Annotated in this window: 18 protein-coding genes and 3 tRNA genes; 10 read left to right on the forward strand and 11 right to left on the reverse strand. The window is 67.8% G+C overall.

Annotated elements, in window-relative coordinates:
• The first annotated feature begins 28 nt into the window (after positions 1-28).
• Positions 29-520: an inorganic diphosphatase gene (locus tag MNR00_RS14725; protein ID WP_241926660.1), complete on the forward strand. Its 492-nt coding sequence runs from the start codon at positions 29-31 to the stop codon at positions 518-520.
• 76 nt (positions 521-596) lie between these two features.
• Here the strand turns inward: MNR00_RS14725 and MNR00_RS14730 are convergent, their stop codons facing one another.
• Positions 597-1880 carry a M23 family metallopeptidase gene (locus MNR00_RS14730; protein WP_347271916.1) on the reverse strand — a complete coding sequence of 428 codons (1284 nt, stop codon included), beginning with the start codon at positions 1878-1880 and terminating at the stop codon, positions 597-599.
• Positions 1881-2186: 306 nt separating this feature from the next.
• On the opposite strand from MNR00_RS14730, the gene MNR00_RS14735 reads away from it, so the two are divergent.
• From MNR00_RS14735 to MNR00_RS14755, 5 genes are all read left to right on the forward strand, one after another.
• Positions 2187-2259, forward strand: a tRNA-Glu gene (locus MNR00_RS14735).
• 27 nt (positions 2260-2286) lie between these two features.
• Positions 2287-2360: transfer RNA gene (locus MNR00_RS14740), tRNA-Asp, on the forward strand.
• Positions 2361-2431: 71 nt separating this feature from the next.
• Positions 2432-2504 (forward strand) — tRNA-Phe (locus MNR00_RS14745).
• A 289-nt stretch (positions 2505-2793) separates the two neighbouring features.
• Complete coding sequence (dgt, locus tag MNR00_RS14750; protein WP_241926661.1) at positions 2794-4284, forward strand: dGTP triphosphohydrolase; 1491 nt, start codon at positions 2794-2796, stop codon at positions 4282-4284.
• A 3-nt stretch (positions 4285-4287) separates the two neighbouring features.
• Positions 4288-4584: a DUF503 domain-containing protein gene (locus MNR00_RS14755; protein WP_241926662.1), complete on the forward strand. Its 297-nt coding sequence runs from the start codon at positions 4288-4290 to the stop codon at positions 4582-4584.
• Between the two features lie 32 nt (positions 4585-4616).
• Here the strand turns inward: MNR00_RS14755 and MNR00_RS14760 are convergent, their stop codons facing one another.
• The 3 genes from MNR00_RS14760 to MNR00_RS14770 all read right to left on the reverse strand — a co-directional run bounded on the left by MNR00_RS14760 (position 4617) and on the right by MNR00_RS14770 (position 7388).
• Positions 4617-4880 (reverse strand): DUF6458 family protein, encoded by a 264-nt coding sequence (locus MNR00_RS14760; protein WP_241926663.1) that lies wholly within the window; start codon positions 4878-4880, stop codon positions 4617-4619.
• 110 nt (positions 4881-4990) lie between these two features.
• Positions 4991-6130 carry a low temperature requirement protein A gene (locus MNR00_RS14765; protein WP_241928867.1) on the reverse strand — a complete coding sequence of 380 codons (1140 nt, stop codon included), beginning with the start codon at positions 6128-6130 and terminating at the stop codon, positions 4991-4993.
• 58 nt (positions 6131-6188) lie between these two features.
• Positions 6189-7388, reverse strand: coding sequence for a glycosyltransferase family 2 protein (locus tag MNR00_RS14770; RefSeq protein ID WP_241926664.1), 1200 nt, complete (start codon positions 7386-7388; stop codon positions 6189-6191).
• A gap of 102 nt (positions 7389-7490) precedes the next feature.
• Between MNR00_RS14770 and MNR00_RS14775 the strand changes: the two genes are divergently transcribed.
• A complete protein-coding gene (locus tag MNR00_RS14775; protein ID WP_241926665.1) occupies positions 7491-7754 on the forward strand; it encodes a glutaredoxin domain-containing protein in 264 nt (87 codons plus the stop codon).
• A gap of 100 nt (positions 7755-7854) precedes the next feature.
• Complete coding sequence (locus tag MNR00_RS14780; RefSeq protein WP_241926666.1) at positions 7855-9645, forward strand: aldehyde dehydrogenase family protein; 1791 nt, start codon at positions 7855-7857, stop codon at positions 9643-9645.
• Positions 9646-9662: 17 nt separating this feature from the next.
• Here MNR00_RS14780 and MNR00_RS14785 read toward each other — a convergent pair whose 3' ends face one another.
• The gene (locus tag MNR00_RS14785) at positions 9663-10544 is read right to left on the reverse strand and encodes a neutral zinc metallopeptidase (RefSeq protein ID WP_241926667.1); all 882 of its coding nucleotides are present in this window, start codon (positions 10542-10544) and stop codon (positions 9663-9665) included.
• 51 nt (positions 10545-10595) lie between these two features.
• Between MNR00_RS14785 and MNR00_RS14790 the strand changes: the two genes are divergently transcribed.
• Positions 10596-11585: a malate dehydrogenase gene (locus tag MNR00_RS14790; RefSeq protein WP_241926668.1), complete on the forward strand. Its 990-nt coding sequence runs from the start codon at positions 10596-10598 to the stop codon at positions 11583-11585.
• A 65-nt stretch (positions 11586-11650) separates the two neighbouring features.
• Here the strand turns inward: MNR00_RS14790 and MNR00_RS14795 are convergent, their stop codons facing one another.
• On the reverse strand, positions 11651-11938 hold the full coding sequence (locus MNR00_RS14795) for a WXG100 family type VII secretion target (RefSeq protein WP_241926669.1): 288 nt from the start codon (positions 11936-11938) through the stop codon (positions 11651-11653).
• Between the two features lie 136 nt (positions 11939-12074).
• Here MNR00_RS14795 and MNR00_RS14800 point away from each other — a divergent pair, with 136 nt between their 5' ends.
• Complete coding sequence (locus tag MNR00_RS14800; protein WP_241926670.1) at positions 12075-12533, forward strand: recombinase family protein; 459 nt, start codon at positions 12075-12077, stop codon at positions 12531-12533.
• 35 nt (positions 12534-12568) lie between these two features.
• Here MNR00_RS14800 and MNR00_RS14805 read toward each other — a convergent pair whose 3' ends face one another.
• Genes MNR00_RS14805 through MNR00_RS14825 form a run of 5 tightly spaced genes read right to left on the reverse strand, consistent with a single transcriptional unit; the run spans position 12569 to position 15748 of the window.
• Positions 12569-13246, reverse strand: coding sequence for a hypothetical protein (locus tag MNR00_RS14805; RefSeq protein WP_241926671.1), 678 nt, complete (start codon positions 13244-13246; stop codon positions 12569-12571).
• Positions 13228-13728 carry a hypothetical protein gene (locus MNR00_RS14810; RefSeq protein WP_241926672.1) on the reverse strand — a complete coding sequence of 167 codons (501 nt, stop codon included), beginning with the start codon at positions 13726-13728 and terminating at the stop codon, positions 13228-13230. Before MNR00_RS14810 ends, MNR00_RS14805 begins: the two co-directional genes overlap by 19 nt.
• On the reverse strand, positions 13725-15287 hold the full coding sequence (locus MNR00_RS14815) for a hypothetical protein (RefSeq protein ID WP_241926673.1): 1563 nt from the start codon (positions 15285-15287) through the stop codon (positions 13725-13727). The genes MNR00_RS14810 and MNR00_RS14815 overlap by 4 nt, the downstream gene beginning before the upstream one ends.
• Positions 15288-15569 carry a hypothetical protein gene (locus tag MNR00_RS14820; protein ID WP_241926674.1) on the reverse strand — a complete coding sequence of 94 codons (282 nt, stop codon included), beginning with the start codon at positions 15567-15569 and terminating at the stop codon, positions 15288-15290.
• A complete protein-coding gene (locus MNR00_RS14825) occupies positions 15566-15748 on the reverse strand; it encodes a hypothetical protein (RefSeq protein ID WP_241926675.1) in 183 nt (60 codons plus the stop codon). Before MNR00_RS14825 ends, MNR00_RS14820 begins: the two co-directional genes overlap by 4 nt.
• Positions 15749-15757 lie beyond the last annotated feature (9 nt).

Here is a 15757-nt window from a genome sequence, read left to right on the forward strand (position 1 = left end):
CACTCGTCTTTTGCAAGGAGAACACCACATGGGCGCACACGACGCCGTCATCGAGATCCCGCGCGGCAGCCGCGTGAAGTACGAGGTCGACCACGAAACCGGTCGCGTGCACCTCGACCGCGTGCTGTACACGACCTTCGGCTACCCCGCCGACTACGGCTACTTCGACAACACGCTCGGCGAAGATGGCGACCCGCTCGACGTGCTCGTGCTGCTCGACCACGCGATCTACCCCGGCGTCGTCGTGAACGTGCGCCCCGTCGCCGTGCTGAAGATGAGCGATGAGGCCGGCGGAGACGACAAGCTCGTCGCCGTGCTGTCCAAGGACCCGCGCTGGGCGCACATCCAGGACATCGGCGACCTGCCGGACTACACCAAGAAGGAGATCGCGCACTTCTTCGAGCACTACAAGGACCTCGAGCCCAACAAGTGGGTCAAGGTCGACGAGTGGGGCGATGCCGCTGAGGCGCAGCGCATCCTCGACGAGGCGATCGTACGCTTCGGCGCCGAAGGCCACTGAGACCCGCGACACCAACGTGAAACCCCCGGTCGGTCGACCGGGGGTTTCGTCGTCTCTGGGCGTCTCGCGCCGCGGCTCAGATCGCGCCGCGTGCCGCCAGGAAGTTGTACGGGTTGGTCGTGCCGCCGCCGGTGTACACCTCGAAGTGCAGGTGGCAGCCCTGGGAGGCGCCGGTGTTGCCGGCGTAGCCGATGACCTGGCCGGCGCTGACGTTCTGTCCGGAGCGCACGGCGAATCGGCCCATGTGCGCGTATCCGGTCGCGATGCCGCCACCGTGCTGGATGCGGACGTAGTTGCCGTAGCCGCCGTTGTAGAACGCCGCGTCGACGCGTCCGGAGGATGCGGCGTAGATCGCCGCCCCGCAGCCGTTCGCGAAGTCGGTGCCTCGGTGGAAGGTCGAGCGGCAGACGCCGTTCTCGCAGCGCGGCGGCCGCGGACCGTAGCCAGAAGAGATGTAGCCGCCGTGCGGGCGGCGCCACGCGCCGGAACCGGACCCGCCGGTTCCTCCGCCACCACCACCGCCTCCGCCACCGCCGCCGCCACCACCGTTGGCGGCTTCCTGCTTGCGGCGTTCTTCTTCTTCCCTGCGGCGACGCTCTTCTTCTGCCTTCCGCTTGCGCTCGCCCTCCTGGTACCCGGCGACCGTTGCGGTCGTCTTGTCCTTGAGTGCGGCCAGCTGGGCCTGCAGCGTGTTGAGGTTGTCCTGCTTCTCCTGTACGGCCGCCTGGGCAGCATCCGCCGCCTGCTGGGCTGCGACCATCTTCTGCTCGGCGATCTTCTGCAGGCGGTCGCGCTCATCCCTGGCCTTGGCGGCCTGGTCGCTCAGCGACTGCGCGGAGTCGCGTGCGGCCGCGGCCTTGTCGGCGACGGCGCGGTTGTACTCGAGCAGCTTGTCCATGCTGCCGAGTCGCGCGAGCAGGTCGTCGGAGCCGGCATCGGAGTTCGAGAGGAACAGTTCGAGGGCAGCGTCGTCACCGCTGTTGCGGTAGATCTGATTCGCGACCTGGCCCGCTTTGCGGGCGCTGTCATCGGCGATTGCGGCCTGCTCGTCGGCCTGCGACTGCAGGTCCTCGGCCTTGTCGGCCTGCGCGAAGTAGTCTTGCTGCGCCTGGTAGAACTCCTCGCCGGCCTTGCGCGCGGCTTCCTCAGCCGCCGCGGCCTGCTGAGTGAGCTTCTCGATCAGTCCTTCGATGCGGGTGATCTCGCCGGACTTCGCCGCCTCGTTCGCCTTGGCGCGCTGGACGTCGTCCCAGCTCGGGTAGTCGGCGGCGTGCGCAGCCGACACGTTGGTCGTGACTCCGAACGCCGTGGCGGCAATCGCGCTGAGCGCACCCACAGTGATGGCGCTGCGACGGGACACCCGCGCGGCCGGCCACAGGGAGCGTCGTTCAGCCGACGTTGGGGCGCAATCGCAGTCTTCAGACGCTGCAGGCGCATCCTTCATCAGATCGTCGTTCACACGGCACCTTCCCCCGGCTTCACAGATGCCACACTAACAACATTCGTCACATCTGCAACAGGCCGACACCTCACGCGGGCACGCGAAGCACTTCTATCGTCACCCCGAAACGCCCGGGATGGAAGAGGACCCGCCCTCGATTTCGTTTTTCGCGCCGGAGTCGCTTATGCTTGAGCGTCGGCAAGGGAACCCCCTGGGAACTCCTGCGGCCCCATCGTTTAGCGGCCTAGGACGCCGCCCTTTCACGGCGGTAGCACGGGTTCGAATCCCGTTGGGGTCACTCTTACCGATACAATTTAAAAAGTATGGCCCTGTAGCGCAGTTGGTTAGCGTGCCGCCCTGTCACGGCGGAGGTCGCGGGTTCAAGTCCCGTCAGGGTCGCTCCAAACGACGGGCCTTCTTTCGAGAAGGCCTTTCGTCTAGGGATGCGGCAGTTCTAAAATGTGCCGCACGGCTCTGTAGCTCAGTTGGTAGAGCGTTCGACTGAAAATCGAAAGGTCACCGGATCGATGCCGGTCGGAGCCACACGGATCATCATTACAGTGATCCCAGAAACCCTCGCCTAGCTTCTACATGGCGAGGGTTTTGCTTTGTCCTGGTGAGGGGTCCGCTTCCGCGTCTGGTCCACCTTCGCCGCACCCGTCCCACTCGCCCCACTCTCCCCTGGCGAAAGGAGGATTTCCGGGCTTCCAGACCTCGCGGACCCAGGAAACTCTCCTCCCATGCGCTCGGAACGTCGCCATGCATCGAGGATGAGCTCATACGCCCACTGCCGCTGCCCGGCGTTGCACGACCCGCGTGCCACACTGTCCCCATGCCCCAGCATCCGACGGACCCGCGCCAGGCGCGACGCCTTCCTGAGACACTCGACGAGTTCCAGCGGGCTGAGGGGCATCCGCAGTTCCGCGTCGATGTCGAGCGCATTCGCTTCTCGCCCTACTACTCGCGGCTGTCCGCCGTGACGCAGGTGATCTCGCAGACCGGGGCGGGGCTGGCCGTGCACAACCGGCTCACCCACTCGATCAAGGTCGCAGCCGTCGCCCGCGCCATCGCCACGCACCTCTCGACCACGGATGACGAACGCGGACGCATCGTCGCCGAACTCGGCGGCGCGCATCCCGTCGTCGTCCAGGCGGCCTCTGCAGCGCACGATCTCGGTCATCCGCCGTTCGGCCACCTCGGCGAGCAGACGCTCGATCACCTCGCCCGCGACCGGTTCGGACTGACCGAGGGCTTCGAGGGCAACGCGCAGACCTACCGCATCCTCACCCGACTCGACGAGCACGACCGTCCAGGCGTCGGCCTCAACCTCACCGCCGCTGTGCGCGCGGCCGTGCTGAAATACCCGTGGCTTCGCGGCCAGGGCGGCACCCGTCGGGGAGGTGCGAGCAAGTTCAACTACTACGCGATCGATCAGCAGGATGCCCGCAGCGCTCTGTCCGCCTACCCGCTGATCGAGCCGGGTCAGCAGACCGTCGAGTGCTCGATCATGGACATCTCCGACGACATCGCCTACTCGCTGCACGACCTCGACGACTTCTACCGCGCCGGCCTGCTCAACCCCGCGACGCTGTCGGCCGAGTTCCGGTCGTGGCATCGCGATCTCGCCCGGCTCCGGGCATCCGACATCGAAGTGCTGCAGGCCGACACCCGCACGCCCGGCCACTCCCTCGAACTGCTCTGGCGCCGCCTGCAGAGCAAGGATGCCTGGATCGCCGACACCGACGCGTTCAGCGAGGCCGTAGCGAAGGTCTCGTCAGAGGTGATCGACGGCCTCGTCGCCGAGCCGTTCGACGGATCGCTCGCCAGCGAGCGCGGCCTCGCCCGCTTCACGACGGCGTGGATCGCCCGCCTGCAGTCGTCGATCGAGGTGCACCCGCACCCCGACATCCGCTGCGGCCACGTCAGCCTCAGCCGTCAGACGTGGCACGAGGTCGCGGTGCTGAAGTTCCTGCACGAGCGGTTCATCCTCGAGCGGCCCGACCTCACCGTCTACCAGCGTGGACAGGCGAACGTGCTCGTGCGGCTCGTCGACGGTTTCGCCGCCTGGCTCGACGACCCGCACGACGCCCGGCGCGCGCCACGTCGCCTCATCGACCTGGTCGACCTCGCCACCGACGACTACCGCGAGCTGCGAGCCGACTCCCTCGAGCTGGTGGAGGCGGATGCCGACCTCGAGCGCCTGGGCCGCGGCCGCGGCATCATCGACTACGTCGCATCTCTCACCGACGCCCAGGCGTCATCGCTCGACGCGCTGCTCGCCGGCCAGACCGAGCGGCTGTGGGACGCCGGGCAGGGACTCTGACACATGTGGATCGGGTGGATGGAGTTCGACATCCTGCTCGGCGACGTGCACTCACTGAAGGAGAAGCGCAGCATCCTCCGCCCGCTCATCGCCGACCTCTCGCGCCGCGCCGAGGCGGCGGTCGCCGAGGTCGGCTCACTCGACCTGCATCGGCGCGCGCAGATCGGCATGTCGGTGGTCGGTGCCGACGCGGCGCACGTCCGCGACGTGCTCGACCATGCCGAACGGATGCTGGCAGAGCAGCATCCCGAGATCACGCTCCTGTCAGCCGGGCGAGGGCTGCACTCCAGCGAGGACTGAGCCCGCCGAGGAGCGATGCGACAGGCCGAGAATCAGACCATTCCGTCGTCCGGGCCAGGGGCGCGCGTGGAGCGACGGGTCTCATAGCTGCCGTCAGGCGCCGCATCCGTGCGCGTGACGACGTCGGTGCGGCGTCGACGGGCCATCATCACGATGCCGACGAGGAACACGACGACACCCGCACCCATCAGGATGTACCCGATCAGATCGAGGTCTGCCCACGCGACGTCGACGTTCAGCGCGAACGTGAGGATGGCGCCGATGACGAAGAGAACGATTCCGGTTCCGATGCTCATTGCTGGACTCCTTCCGTGCGCGGCGGTAGCCGCGGCGTTCCCTCCACACTTGCGGAACGGCAAGGCCGGGCACAGGGGGTTGACAGAGCAGTGACCTGTCCGGGTAGGTCCTAGGCCGGCGTTCCGTCCACCGACCGCTGCACCGGCGGCCGCAGCACGAGTGTCACCACGATCAGCACCAGGATGCCGGCGGTGAGCGTCACCGGAATCGGCAGCACCGGGTCGAGCAGCACCAGCAGCGCCCCCACCGGCATGACGGTGTTCACGACGGGGTCGGCGAGGTCGCGGATGGCGACGAACCATACGCTCAGCAGGAAGACCGCGATCGGCACCGTGACCGTGAACGACGCGGCGAGCGCGCTGAGGTCGGACGCTCCGGTCATCCGGTCGATCTCGACTTCGATTCCTGTCGAGAAAGCCGCTGCCGACGCGAAGATGAAGTAGTGCGTGTAGCCGTAGCGCAGCGAGCGCGGCAGCGAGGTGATCGCGAGGTGATGCGGGGGCCAGAAGTAGATCCACCACATCGCCGCTGTCGCCACGAGCGTGAGAGCGGCGATCGCGATCAACGGACCAAGCGAATCGACTTTCTCGACCGCGCCGATGATCGCATTCGCCGAGGCGAGCAGACTCTCGCCCAGCACGATCAGCGTGAACAGGCTGTAGCGCTCGGTGATGTGGTGCGGATGCCAGGGTGTCGTGCCCCGCAGCTCGGCGATCACCGGCACCGCGATCTCGATCAGCACGAGCACGATGAATGCGGCGATCTGCCAGTCGGCGGGCACGAACAGGAATCCCACCCACAGCACCTGCGCTGCGCCGATCCCGACGGCGTACAGCTGCGTCGCCCGGCGCGCCTCCCCCGCCGACCGCGACGCCCGCAGCCACTGTGCGATCATCGCGACGCGCATCACGATGTACCCGACGACGACCACGGTGAAGTCGGCCTCGCCGAACGCCGGTCCGATGCCGGCCGCCAGCACCAGCACGCCCGCCATCTGCACGAAGGTCAGCACGCGGTACAGCCAGTCGTCGGTGCCGAACGAGGTCGCGAACCAGGTGAAGTTCATCCAGGCCCACCAGATGCCGAAGAACACCATCAGATAGGTGACCAGACCGTCGACGTGGCCGTCGGCGAGTTCGTGGTGCAACTGCGAGGATGCCGTACTCACCGCGACCACGAACACGAGGTCGAAGAACAGCTCAAGAGAGCTGGCGACGCGGTGCGGCTCGCGCGGGTCGCGCGGCAGCATCCGAGTCAGGTGGAACCGGCCCGCCGCATTCTCGCTCACGCGCTCAGAATAGCGAGCGTCAGAGCTCCCCGGGGCGCATGGCCTCCGTGTCGATCGCGCGCAGCACCCGCATGGTCGCCGTGTCGACGGACGGCTCTGCCGGGGCATCCGACGTCTTGCGCCGTCGCGGCGCGTACACGACCAGCGCATGGAACAGGAACCGGGCGAAGAAGGCGACCACCAGCGAGATCGCCGTCGCGAGCACGCTGGAGATGTGCCAGCTCTCGACCATCCATGCCATCACCGGAATGCGCAGCGCCGCCTCGATGCTGTTGAACGATGCGGATGCTGCGAACCGCACCCACAGCCGTGAGGCGTCGTGGCGCTCGGCGCGGAAGACGAACAGCTCCTGCAGCACGAAGTTGCCGATGATCGTGACGGCCGCGCCGATGACGGCCGCCGGCACGTAGTCCATGCCCGCGTGGGTGAGGGCCCACATGATGCCGATGTTGGCGATCGCGCCGATGCCGCCGATCAGTGCGAACAGGCCCATCTTGCCGAACCGCAGCCGGGCGAGATGCACGAGGAACGTCCACCCCTGCCGCAGGCTCGCCTTCGATGAGCCGTGCTGTCTGGCGCCGAACTCCATCGGCACCTCGGCGATCCGAAGGTCGTGCCGCTCGCCCGCTCGCACGAGGATCTCAAGCAGGATCTTGAAGCCCTGCGGACGCAGCACGCCGACGTCGATGCGCGCGCGGTTCACCAGGAAGAACCCGGTCATCGGGTCGGTGCTGCGCCACAGCCGGCGCAGGAACATCGCCTTGGTGATCGCCGTCGCCGCCTTCGAGACGCCGAGGCGCATCGTGGTGCCGAGACCCGCCGAGTCGCCGCCGCCGATGTAGCGCGACGCCGCCACGACGTCGGCATCGCCGCGCGCGAAGCGCTGCAGCATGGCCGGGATGAGTTCGGGCGGATGCTGCAGATCGCCGTCCATGACGACGCAGACGTCATGCGTCGCCTCGTTCAGGCCGAGGACGACCGCGCCGCCGAGCCCGCCGGTGTTGTGCTCGCGATGGATCACGCGGACGGGAAGAGGAGCGGATGCCGCCACCCGCGCGATCTCGTCGGCGGTGCCGTCTGAGCTGTCGTCGACGAAGAGGATCTCGGCGTCGAACGCGGCGAGCGCCGTGGCGGTGCGCTCGATGAGCTCGGCGACATTCGCGCGCTCATTGAAGGTGGGCACGATGACGGTGACAGGGGCCACAGGGACAGCACTCACGTGTTCTCCTCCCCCGGTACAGCGTGCGATGCAGCATCCATCGTTTCACGTGATGCTATGCCCTGCGGAGCCGACGCCCTCGCGCGGCTTTAGGCTGGAACCATGAGCACCCCCGCATCCGACACCATCACCATGTTCGGCGCCGAGTGGTGCGGCGACTGCCGCCGCACCAAGAAGCAGCTCGACGGACTCGGCATCGAGTACACCTACGTCGACCTCGTCGCCGACCCGGCGGCCGCTGACGTCGCCAAGGAGATCTCGGGTCGCATGAACATCCCGGTGGTCGTGTACCCCGACGCCAGCCACCACGTGGAACCGTCGAACGCCGACGTCGAGGCCAAGCTGCGCGAGCTCTCGCTGATCTGATCCGGCATCCGCGTCGCGGGCGGCGAGATCTCGCCGCAAACGACATGGAACCGAATACCACCGCGTCGTACACTGGGTACCATCCCCGAAGGAGACGATGATGACTCAGGATGCGCCCGCGAAGACGGTGAAGCCCGTGAAGACGGCGAAGAAGGATGCCAAGGCATCTGCGACCCCGACTCTGGACGACGCCGAGCGCGCTGACCTCGACGCGCGGATCGCCGACCTGCACAAGGGCGCTCGCACGTGGTCGAGCCTCACGCTCTCCCAGCGGGTGACGCTGCTGAAGGCGCTCCGCACGAGCGTCGCGGCGGCAGCGGATGACTGGGCGAACACCGCCGCCGACTCAAAGGAGCTGCGCGCGAACCACCCGCTGCGCGGCGAGGAGTGGCTGAGCGGGCCGTATTCGGTGCTCGGCGCGCTGGATGCCTACGCCGACACGCTGTCGAAGCTCGCCGACGGCCGCAGCGCCCTCGACGGCATCACCGTCGGCCGCGCCCCCGGCGGACGCACTCGCATCGATTCCTTCCCGCTGACCACCAGCGACAAGTTCCTGCTGTCGGGGTACACCGGCGAGGTCTGGCTGCAGCCCGGCATCACGCCCAACACCGCGCGTCAGGATGCGGGCCTCGCCCAGCTGACCCCGGATGCCCCCGGCGGCGTCGGTCTGGTGCTCGGCGCCGGCAACATCACCTCGATCCCCGTGCTCGACGTGTTCTACGAACTGCTCGCCCACAACCGCGTGGTGCTGCTGAAGGTCAATCCCACGCAGGACCCGCTGGTGCCGGTCTACGAGCGCGCGCTCGCCCCGCTGATCGCCCCCGGCTTCCTGCGGATCGTGCGCGGGGGTGCCGCGGTCGGCTCCTACCTGACCGGTCACGACGACATCGATCACGTGCACATCACCGGAGCCGCCGCGACGTTCGACGCGATCGTGTGGGGCACGGGTGATGCGGGCAAGCGCCGTCGCCGCGAGAACCGGCCGCAGCTGAAGAAGCCGATCACCGCCGAGCTGGGTGGCGTGTCGCCGATCATCGTCGTCCCAGGCCAGTGGACCGATGCCGACCTCACCTTCCATGCCGAGCACATCGTCACGATGCGCTTGCAGAACTGCGGACACAACTGCATCGCGGGGCAGGTCGTGATCATGTCGCGCGACTGGGCGCAGGCCGAGCAGTTCCGCACCGCGCTGCGGCGCGCGTACGCATCGGCGCCGGAGCGCCCGATCTGGTACCCGGGGTCGCCCAAGCGCATGCAGCAGGCCGCAGAGGACTATCCGGACGCCCTGGTGCTCGCCGATCGCCTGCTCGTCGAGATCGATGGGGAGTCGGATGCCACGGCCCTGCAGTCCACCGAGTACTTCGCCCCTGTGCTTGGCGTCGTCGAGCTGGGCGGCACCGGCCAGGACTTCTTCGAGGCGGCCATCGCGCACGCCAATGACCAGCTGGCCGGCACGCTCGGCGGCAACATCATCATCGACCCGGCGACCGAGAAGGCGATGGGCGCCGGTTTCGAGCGCGCCATCACCGAATTCCACTATGGGTCGATCGCGATCAACGCCTGGACTGCGCTCGGGTTCATCGTCCCGACCATGACCTGGGGCGCCTACCCTGGCAACTCGATCGACGACGTGGGCAGCGGCATCGGCGTCGTGCACAACGCGCTGCTGCTGGACGGCGTCGAACGCTCAGTGGTGCGCGGCCCGTTCCGGCCGTTCCCGCGGTCGCTGCCGGTCGTCAACGGCGGCGGGCGCTTCAGCATCCTGCCCAAGCCCCCGTGGTTCGTCTCGGCGCGCACCGGGGCGCAGGTCAGCGAGGGCATGACGAAGTTCCGTGCGGACGGCGGGATGCTGGGTCTGGCCCGCACGCTGCTCGCGGCGCTGCGCGCCTGACGCCGGGCGATCCCGGGCTAGAGCTGGTCGCCGGGGATGGCGAAGGTGTCGCAGACTCCGAGGCCGTTCTGGTAGCCGTTGGCGAACCAGTACTTGCGCTGCTCGCTGCTGCCGTGAGTGAAGCTCTCGGGGCTGACGAACCCTCCTGATTGCTGCTGGATGTGATCGTCGCCCACGACGTAGGCGGCGTTGACAGCATCCGACAGCTGCTGCTCCGTCGGCGGCTTCAGGAACGGCACCCCGTTGTCATCCTTCTGCTTCGAGACGTCCCCCAGCCAGGCGCCGGCGTAGCAGTCGGCCTGCAGCTCGGTCCGAACGCCGTTGCTGTCCGGTCCGGTGCCGTTATTGGGGTACTTGCGCATGACGCCGGTGATGTTCTGGATGTGGTGACCCCACTCGTGCCCCACGATGTACAGCTGCGCGAGCTCGCCTGCCGACGCGCCGAACTGCTGGCGCATGATGGCGAAGAAGTCCGGATCGATGTACACGCCCTGCTCGGGCGGGCAGTAGAACGGTCCGACCGCGTTCGAGGCCGTGCCGCACTGCGTCGGCGTCTGCCCCTCGACCACGGTCATCGTCGGCGCGACGTACCCGTCGACGTGGTCGGCCCAGTAGTCGTTGAGCACGACCTCGGCACCCGCCATGCGGCAGTCGTCGTTGGTGTTGGCGTCCTCACCGGTCTTGCATTCGACGAGGGTGCCCTGCTCACTCGCCGATCCGCCAGATGGCGCACCTCCGCCGCCACCGACCAGTCCCGACAGATCGACGCCGAGCACCGGGCCCAGAAGCAGAGCGAGAATACCGATCACGCCGACACCGACACCGCCACCGATGGCGGCATTGCGCCCGCGGCGTCGGGTGGTGTTGCCCGAGATGTCAGCGTTCGGATTGAAGGTCATAGAGACAAAATAGCGCTGATGCCGTCGGATGCCCGCAATAGGCTTTCAGACATGGCGACGACGATCACGATCACAGGGGCCGGCGGACAGATCGGCTACGCGCTGCTGTTCCGCATCGCGGCGGGCGACATGCTGGGGCCCGATGAGAAGGTGCGACTGCGACTGCTGGAGATCCCGCAGGGATTGGGCGCCGCTGAGGGCGCCGCGCTCGAACTGCAGGACGGCGCGTTCGGGCTGCTGGAGCACGTCGAGGTCACCGACGATCCGGCAGTCGGATTCAATGGTGCGAACATCGCGCTGCTCGTCGGCGCCCGCCCCCGAGGGCCCGGCATGGAGCGCGGAGACCTGCTGGCCGCCAACGCCGGCATCTTCGGCCCGCAGGGCGCCGCGATCGCTGCACACGCAGCATCCGACATCCGCGTGACGGTCGTGGGCAACCCCGCCAACACCAACGCGCTCATCGCGGCCTCTGCCGCAGACGGCGTCCCGGCCGAACGGTTCACGGCGCTGACCCGTCTGGATGAGAACCGCGCCCGCGCGCAGCTCGCCCTCACCCTCGATGCGCCGGTGAGCAGCATCCGACGTGTGCCGATCTGGGGCAATCACTCGGCGACGCAGTTCCCCGACATCTCGCATGCGACGATCGAAGGCCGTCCGGCAGCCGAGGCGCTGCGCGAACGGGTCGGCGACGTGCAGGCGTGGCAGGAGCAGACATTCATCCCTCGCGTCGCGAAGCGCGGCGCCGAGATCATCCAGGTGCGCGGGTCATCGTCGGTGGCATCCGCTGCGAACGCGACGATCGAGCACACGCGCGATTGGGTGCGCGGTACGGATCACTGGACCAGCGCTGGCGTCGTATCGCACGGCGAGTACGGGGTGCCGGAGGGTCTGGTGTCGTCGTTCCCGGTGCGCTCGGTCGATGGCGCCTGGCAGATCGTCGACGGGCTCGAGCTGGACGAATGGGCTCGGACGCGAGTGGATGCCTCGGTCGCGGAGCTGATCGAGGAGCGCGACGCGGTGCGGGCGCTCGGCATCCTCTAAGCACGGACATGCGAAAGGCGGCCGGCGCGATGTGCGCTGGCCGCCTCTCGTGGAACTGCGGTGGTTCAGCTGCCGGCGAGCTGCTGATCCAGGTCCTGGATCGCACGCATCATGCCCAGCAGCGACTCCGACATGTCATTGATGCCATCAACAGCACCCTTCAGACCCGTCGTCAACTCGCCATAGCCCTCACCGAACTTGCCCGACGCGTGCTGCGTCTTGAAGTCCTCACCCAGCAGAGTGTCCACCTGACCCTTCAGGGTGTCCAACTGCCCCTGAATGTCATCACGAGCCTGAGACAGCGAAGACGCCACCTGCTCCATCTCCGCATAAGACGCACCGAAATCGGCCATCGTCAACACCTCCGAAAATCGTTGAGACCGGACCAACCCGGCCCGACACCCACAACACTACGGAAAACCACAACCACCCGTCGATGGGGAGAACTCCCCATCACACTCAGGCAGAATGGATGATGGAGGTGCGGCGATGACCGACGCGATGAACCAGACGGATCCCGGACTGGATGCTGCTCTGACGAGCCCGCTGCACCTGCCGCATGCTGCGGCGACGTGCCCCAAGTGCCTGTCTCATGCCGACCACGACTGGTGGTCGGCACAGCCCGAGGGTGCGCGACTGGTCGGACTGGTCGTGTCCCGCGAGGGGATGCCGTCTGTGACGCAGCAGCGCGACGACCTCACCCGGTTCGGCGTGCCGATCGAAGGTTTCCGCCACCCGGCTCCCGAGATCCTGGAGAGCTGGGGAGACCGACTCGCGCGGCTGATCGACACGCTGCAGCGCGGTGATGTGCTGGTGGTCGCGAACGTGCACGCGCTGGGCCGCGACCGCGACGAGGAGTCCCGCACTGTAGCGGAACTGCGCCGCAACGGGATCATGGTCAAGGTGCTCGGCCACCACGCGCGGCACCTCGCCGACGCCGAGGGCTGAGCGCCGATCGGTCGGCACTGAAAGGACGGCGCTGATCAGCGCCGCGACGGCTGGGCACCGCCGAGGAGCGTCTCGCGCAGCGATCCCCTGTGCTCCGCCGTGAAGTACGCGACGGCGATGAACTCGTCGAACAGTGCCAGCATGAGATTCTGCAGATCGCCCAGCGGGGTCGAGAAGCGCACCATCAGCATCCGCTTCGATTCGGGCACCGGCACCCAGTAGTCGACGATCAGTCGGGAGATCCCGTCCGACTCCCCGCCATCGGCGACCAGATCGACCCGGTGCGTGCGCAGGGCGGGGATGCCAGGACCGCGCACCTCGACCATCGAGCCGTGCGCAAGCGGATCGATCTGCTGCAGCCCCTCGGCCAACACCGCGAGCACCGCCTGCGGTGTCGTCCCGATGGCAGGGCTCATGCGCAGGTCGGCCGGCTCGAAGACCAGCAGCGTCACCGGCAACGGAGTGCCGTGCGCGATCTCGGTGGCGAACATGATGGCGCGGGCCTCGCCCTGCGCGCCCGCCACGACGGCCTCGTTCAGTTGCTGCCGCACTCTCGCGCGCTCGGCCGCACGATCGTCCGCGACTCCGACGGCGTCCGTCGCGATTCTGCGGATGGATGCCCGTGTCGCGTCCTCACCGGACAGATCGACCGAGAACCAGCGTCCAGGCAGCCGGAAGCGCAGCTCCGGACCGCTCACTCCGGTGCCGACCACTCGCCGTAGCGGGCCTTCATGCCGGTCAGGCTGACGCCACCCTGACCGGCGTTCGTCATGCCGAGCGGGCTGAGCTCTGCCGCCGCCGCCCTGAGGTCGACAGGATCCTCGCCATCGTGCGTCGTGACGCCGGCCACCAGCATGATCGTGTTCGGCTCCCACGGCAGCGACTGCCAGATCGCCTTGACGACGACATCCAGCTCGTCGCTCGTGAAGGGCTCTGCCGAATCGGTGACGATGCCGACGCTGAGCCGGTGCCCGAAGCCGTTGCGCGACCGCTCAAGGGAGTCCACTTCCACAACCCTCGGCACAGCCGTCGTCACGGCACTCGCCACGTCACCATAGTCCACAGTCGTCTCCTCTGTCTGGCCGCCGCCCGATGGCAGGATTCCGCAGCCTGCCAGTCCGCCGCTGAGCAGTGCCCCCGTCAGCGCCACCGCGAGCAGCCGGCGTCCGCCGGCACCCCATCGCCTCATGCTCATTCGCTCCAGTGGTAGTACGAGATGTCCGTGTACCCATCATCGTTGAAGAAGTTCGCGAGGTCAGGATGGGTCGCCTGCACGTCGGCGAGGTGCTCCTGATAGGTCTGCGAGTACTTGTCAGCGTTGTGTGCGCCGACATCCACGCCCAGCACCGGGTCCGCTCCTGGAGCATCGACGCGGATCGACGTCCAGTTCGATCCGTGTTCGATGCTGTCGAAGTCGCCGGTGATGGCGTCCAGTCGCGGCACAGGGTCGCCGTTGTGCTGCACTGAGACGACGTCGATGTCGTCGGGGATCGGCATGTGGTCGATGGGGGCGCCTGCTGCCACCACCGCCTGCCAGTTGTAGTCGGAGTTGTACGCGGCGAGATGCCCCGCCATGATGCCGCCCTGGCTGAAGCCGACGAGCATGACCGGGTCGTCAGGACCGACGCCTGCCTGTTCCATCGCCTCGAGCACGGCGCGCTCGTACTGCGTCTGCAGCGCCGGCGTCAGCATGAGGGCGAGGTTGCTGTCGAGGTCGTTGACGGCGCCCTTGTCACCGAACCGCGACAGCCACTCCTGTGTGCTCGGCAGGGTGACGGTGTAGTACCAGCCGTCCGGGCCGAGCACCTTCGTGATCTTCACGACGCTGTCGTCCTCGAGACCGAGCCCGTCGACCTCGCCCGCACCGTCGAGAACGTTCGCGAGGCTCGGATCGTCGGGGAGGTTCTTCTTCTTGGCGTCCGCGTATGGGTCGGCCTCGGTCACCTCCGGCGTGTCCTTGAGCACGTCGGACAGCACGCTCCAGATCAGGAAGGCGGCAAGAACGGCGGCGATCATGGCCCCGATGATGAGGCCGATCGTGCCGAAGAGGGCGCCGATCGCGACGATGAGCAGCAGCACGACGAGGGCGCCGAGGATCGCGATGATCGTGTCGGCGATCTTCTTCAGCAGGTCGACGACGTCCTGCAGGAAGTCGCCGATCCACTCGCCGATGCCGGCAAGGAAGTCGCCGATGTCAGAGAAGAACTCGCCGACGCCGTCCCAGAACCCCTCGTTGGTCGAGTCGATCGCCGCGTCGATCCTGCGGATCGCGACTTCGGCCGCCTCGTTCATGTCGTCTCGCGCGGCCTCGATGCGGTCGCGGGCCCCGTTCACGGCGGCGAGGGCGTTGTCGGCGGCGCGCTGCGCGCCCGGCACCTGATCGCTCAGCGAGGAAGGGTCTTCGGCAGCATCCACTCGATCGTTGAGGTCGTCCAGCGCCGAGTCGGCGCTGCGCTGCGCTGCGAGCGCGTCATCGAGGTCGCTCTGCGCGCGCTCCGCGCGATCGTGCGCGTCAGTCAGCGCGACCGCGTATTCGGTGATCGCATCGGCCGTGCCCTTGTAGCGGGGGTGGATGCGGTCCAGGTCGGAGGAGATCTGCTCGTTCTGCTCGTAGAGAGCGCGGACGGACTTGCCCTCGTCGTCCTGCACGATGCCGCGCAGTTCGCCGATCACGTCAAGGATGACGTCGGCCGAGGCGACAAGGGTCGCGGCGCGCGGGGTCAGCTCGTCCGGCCGACCGGGGAGGACAGTCATCTACTTCTCCCCTTCTTGTGCCATCTGCGTGTCGAGGTCGCGGAAGGTGTCGACGATCGCCTGCATGAAGTCGGCCTGCGAACGCAGGCTGTCGCGCAGATCCTCGCGAGCGATGTCCCACTTGCCGCCGAAGTCATCGATCTTGTCGCTGAGCCCGCCGTGGCCGGTGAGCGATCCGAGGTCGTCGGCGAACGCCTCGGCCTGATCGAACGTCGTCGCGAGGCCCTTCGCCGCCTGCGCAGTGCTTTCGAGTCGGTCGAGATCCATGCGGACGTCGGTCATGATCCTGCACCGCCCTCGTTCACCGCGGCGCTCCGCTGCGCAGCGGCCGCCCGCAGTGCGGTGCCGAGCGCGGCGTCGGCCGCACGCACCTCTTCGCGCAGCGCGGCGGCATCGGCAGCGGATGTGGGAATGCGCACCGTCAGCCCTGCCAGGGCGGTCCTCAGCACCTCATCCGACATCGTGTGACT

Source organism: Microbacterium sp. H1-D42 (assembly GCF_022637555.1).
Taxonomy (GTDB): Bacteria; Actinomycetota; Actinomycetes; order Actinomycetales; family Microbacteriaceae; genus Microbacterium.

Excerpts from the sequence above, each read along its gene's own strand:
- MNR00_RS14800 (WP_241926670.1), top strand. The coding sequence starts at position 12,075 with ATGACCGACGCGATGAACCAGACGGATCCCGGACTGGATGCTGCTCTG.
- MNR00_RS14820 (WP_241926674.1), bottom strand. The coding sequence starts at position 15,569 with ATGACCGACGTCCGCATGGATCTCGACCGACTCGAAAGCACTGCGCAG.
- MNR00_RS14810 (WP_241926672.1), bottom strand. The coding sequence starts at position 13,728 with ATGAGCATGAGGCGATGGGGTGCCGGCGGACGCCGGCTGCTCGCGGTG.
- MNR00_RS14755 (WP_241926662.1), top strand. The coding sequence starts at position 4,288 with ATGTGGATCGGGTGGATGGAGTTCGACATCCTGCTCGGCGACGTGCAC.
- MNR00_RS14760 (WP_241926663.1), bottom strand. The coding sequence starts at position 4,880 with ATGAGCATCGGAACCGGAATCGTTCTCTTCGTCATCGGCGCCATCCTC.
- MNR00_RS14815 (WP_241926673.1), bottom strand. The coding sequence starts at position 15,287 with ATGACTGTCCTCCCCGGTCGGCCGGACGAGCTGACCCCGCGCGCCGCG.
- MNR00_RS14825 (WP_241926675.1), bottom strand. The coding sequence starts at position 15,748 with ATGTCGGATGAGGTGCTGAGGACCGCCCTGGCAGGGCTGACGGTGCGC.
- MNR00_RS14790 (WP_241926668.1), top strand. The coding sequence starts at position 10,596 with ATGGCGACGACGATCACGATCACAGGGGCCGGCGGACAGATCGGCTAC.
- MNR00_RS14780 (WP_241926666.1), top strand. The coding sequence starts at position 7,855 with ATGACTCAGGATGCGCCCGCGAAGACGGTGAAGCCCGTGAAGACGGCG.
- MNR00_RS14795 (WP_241926669.1), bottom strand. The coding sequence starts at position 11,938 with ATGGCCGATTTCGGTGCGTCTTATGCGGAGATGGAGCAGGTGGCGTCT.
- MNR00_RS14725 (WP_241926660.1), top strand. The coding sequence starts at position 29 with ATGGGCGCACACGACGCCGTCATCGAGATCCCGCGCGGCAGCCGCGTG.
- MNR00_RS14775 (WP_241926665.1), top strand. The coding sequence starts at position 7,491 with ATGAGCACCCCCGCATCCGACACCATCACCATGTTCGGCGCCGAGTGG.
- MNR00_RS14785 (WP_241926667.1), bottom strand. The coding sequence starts at position 10,544 with ATGACCTTCAATCCGAACGCTGACATCTCGGGCAACACCACCCGACGC.
- dgt (WP_241926661.1), top strand. The coding sequence starts at position 2,794 with ATGCCCCAGCATCCGACGGACCCGCGCCAGGCGCGACGCCTTCCTGAG.
- MNR00_RS14765 (WP_241928867.1), bottom strand. The coding sequence starts at position 6,130 with ATGCTGCCGCGCGACCCGCGCGAGCCGCACCGCGTCGCCAGCTCTCTT.